General features: G+C 44.2%; 3 protein-coding genes and 1 pseudogene. All 4 read left to right on the plus strand.

Annotation, left to right across the window (positions count from 1 at the left end; translation table 11 throughout):
• Positions 1-137 precede the first annotated feature (137 nt).
• The 4 genes and pseudogenes from G1O98_RS37885 (at position 138) to G1O98_RS37900 (ending at position 2,093) form a co-directional block, all read left to right on the plus strand.
• Positions 138-1,034 carry a helicase-related protein gene (locus tag G1O98_RS37885; protein ID WP_202985856.1) on the plus strand — a complete coding sequence of 299 codons (897 nt, stop codon included), beginning with the start codon at positions 138-140 and terminating at the stop codon, positions 1,032-1,034.
• A 42-nt stretch (positions 1,035-1,076) separates the two neighbouring features.
• Positions 1,077-1,229 (plus strand): hypothetical protein, encoded by a 153-nt coding sequence (locus G1O98_RS37890; RefSeq protein WP_163939559.1) that lies wholly within the window; start codon positions 1,077-1,079, stop codon positions 1,227-1,229.
• Positions 1,230-1,257: 28 nt separating this feature from the next.
• Positions 1,258-1,530 (plus strand): annotated as a pseudogene (locus tag G1O98_RS37895) (type I restriction enzyme endonuclease domain-containing protein).
• A gap of 131 nt (positions 1,531-1,661) precedes the next feature.
• Positions 1,662-2,093, plus strand: a complete 432-nt coding sequence (locus tag G1O98_RS37900; protein WP_163939561.1) for a hypothetical protein — start codon at positions 1,662-1,664, stop codon at positions 2,091-2,093.
• Positions 2,094-2,334 lie beyond the last annotated feature (241 nt).

Here is a 2,334-nt window from a genome sequence, read left to right on the forward strand (position 1 = left end):
CGATTACTTTCATTGACTTTACGGCAGTCAGTGTTACTGCTGACTGCTTTTCTCTAGCCTTTTAGTCCAAAGTCCAGTATGAAGCTGCAACGGAATTTACGGTCGCTCTCCGCAAAAGAATACGCTCCGCTGGCTTCATGAAAACAATGATGCAAAGTCGGATTTGCTCAAGTATTGCAAGTGGATTATCGACGGCAAAAAAGCTTCTCGACAAGCGAATTCAAAACAGCGAAGAGAACGAAGAGGCTTTGCTTATGATGGAAACTTTTCCGGAGATTATCGACGAAGAGCGCCATCACTTGGAGCGTATCGTCCATTTCCTGAGTCAGAAGCTGACCGATCCTAAGCTTGATGCTGTTTTTTATTTCTTGACCGAACGAGGTTGGCTGAATCTTGGAAGTATCATTTTCAGTCAGTACTATGACACCGCATACTGGGTCGCCAAAAGCCTGACGGCTCGACTTCCACAAGAACAGGTGGCACTTTATGCAGGGGCAAGTAAGTCCGGACTGTTCTACGGCGGTGAATGGCGAAGTGTTGAGCGTGAAGACATTAAGAAAGCAGTGCGCGATCGAACCATCCGATTGGTCGTCGCTACCGATGCTGCCTGTGAAGGTCTGAACCTTCAGACCCTTGGTACACTCATCAACGTAGATTTACCCTGGAATCCCTCTCGTCTGGAACAGCGTATCGGGCGGATAAAACGCTTTGGACAGACCCGCGATCGGGTCGATATGCTGAACCTGGTGTATCACGATACCAATGATGAGAAAGTCTACGAGGTTCTATCGAGACGAATGAAAGACCGCTACGACCTTTTTGGCTCCTTGCCTGATACCATCGAAGACACTTGGATTGATGAAATCGAGACCCTCGAAGAACACCTGAGCCAGTTTACTGAGCGAAAAAAGCAGGCTAATGCTTTCGACCTCCGTTACGGAAGCACGGTTCAGCCTGAAGGAGCAGGGTGGGAAACTTGCGAGAAAGTGTTGGGAAGAAGGGATATAATCGAGCGCCTTTCTGAAGGGTGGTAATAGGTGTCAGTGGAAGAATAATATTGCCGTTTTGGCTTACTTATGAAATTAATAATTGTGCGGGATATGTTGCTAACAGGATTTGATGCACCATTTTTGCACAGTATTTACATAGATAAACAAGCCTTTGCTTTGTGCAGTTGCAGTGATAATGCGATCGCATTCGGGATGAAGTCGGTTTATTCCAAGCCATGAAGCGACAAAGGGAGGCGAAAGCTTGGGATTGCCTGAAGATGAACTAGCTTTTTACGATGCCTTGGATTTAACTGATACCTCAGTCCAAGTATTAGGCGATGCGATCGCTCGTGACCTTGTAGATACAGTTCGCCGCAACGTTACCATAGACTAGATACAAAAAGAAAGCGTCAAAGCCAATCTGCGCCGCTTAGTCAAGCGCCTACTGCGGAAATACGGCTATCCACCCGAAAAGCAAGAGAAAGCGATGGTGACAGTCCTGCAAGAGGCAGAGTTACTCTGTAAAGATTGGGCTGCGTGAGGAGAGAAAGTGCGATCGCATTCAGTGTAGAGAGTGGTTTACCTACAAGCAGTTTGTACAAGACAATGCTTTCTAATCTTTGGTAGTTTGGAGATTAGAAATTTAACCCTCCAAAATTACGGTAAATAAAAATGAATACATTACTTTTTCAAGTTCAACTTGAAATGCTCCATTTATCTCTTTTATGCAGCGAAAGTGAAGTCAAAGAAAGTGAAGTCAGAGAAATTGAACTCATCGTGCCACCAGCAGCAAGTATGCCAGCACTACGCGGACTTGCATTACATAGAAAGTTCGGTGGTGGTAAAAATTTGACCTTAGCTGAAGCAATCGCACAACAAAAACCTCTGATCCTTGAAGATATCAATACAATGGTGGATTTTTTTGAGAAATTCAAACCAGACATGGACGATCCAGGGTGGTACAACCCTGAAAACCCTTCTGTAGGTTGGATTCGCTGGTCTCTTATGGGAGGCCAGTCTGGTAAAAGCTGGTCAATAGACACCAAAAAAATGGTTGAAGAAGGTTTGAAAGATAAATCTATAAAAATAAAGACGCTCGAATAAATATACAGCAGTAGAAATACTAAAGCTTTCAGTTTTTTTAGGTAGCTCTATTTATTTGGCGATCGCAACCAAGAACACTAATATAGTTATAGTCGTGAACTCCGACTCTTCCTACAACCACAGCGACAAAAGGTGATAGACAGCGATACGCTTTCAACCCAATATATAGGACTAATATTTGATTTCTGAAAAAGCTCCGTACATTTGAAGGGTGGGGAAATCAAAGGTCGTGTGTCGGATA

This window comes from Nostoc sp. UIC 10630 (assembly GCF_010747425.1).
Lineage (GTDB): Bacteria > Cyanobacteriota > Cyanobacteriia > Cyanobacteriales > Nostocaceae > Nostoc.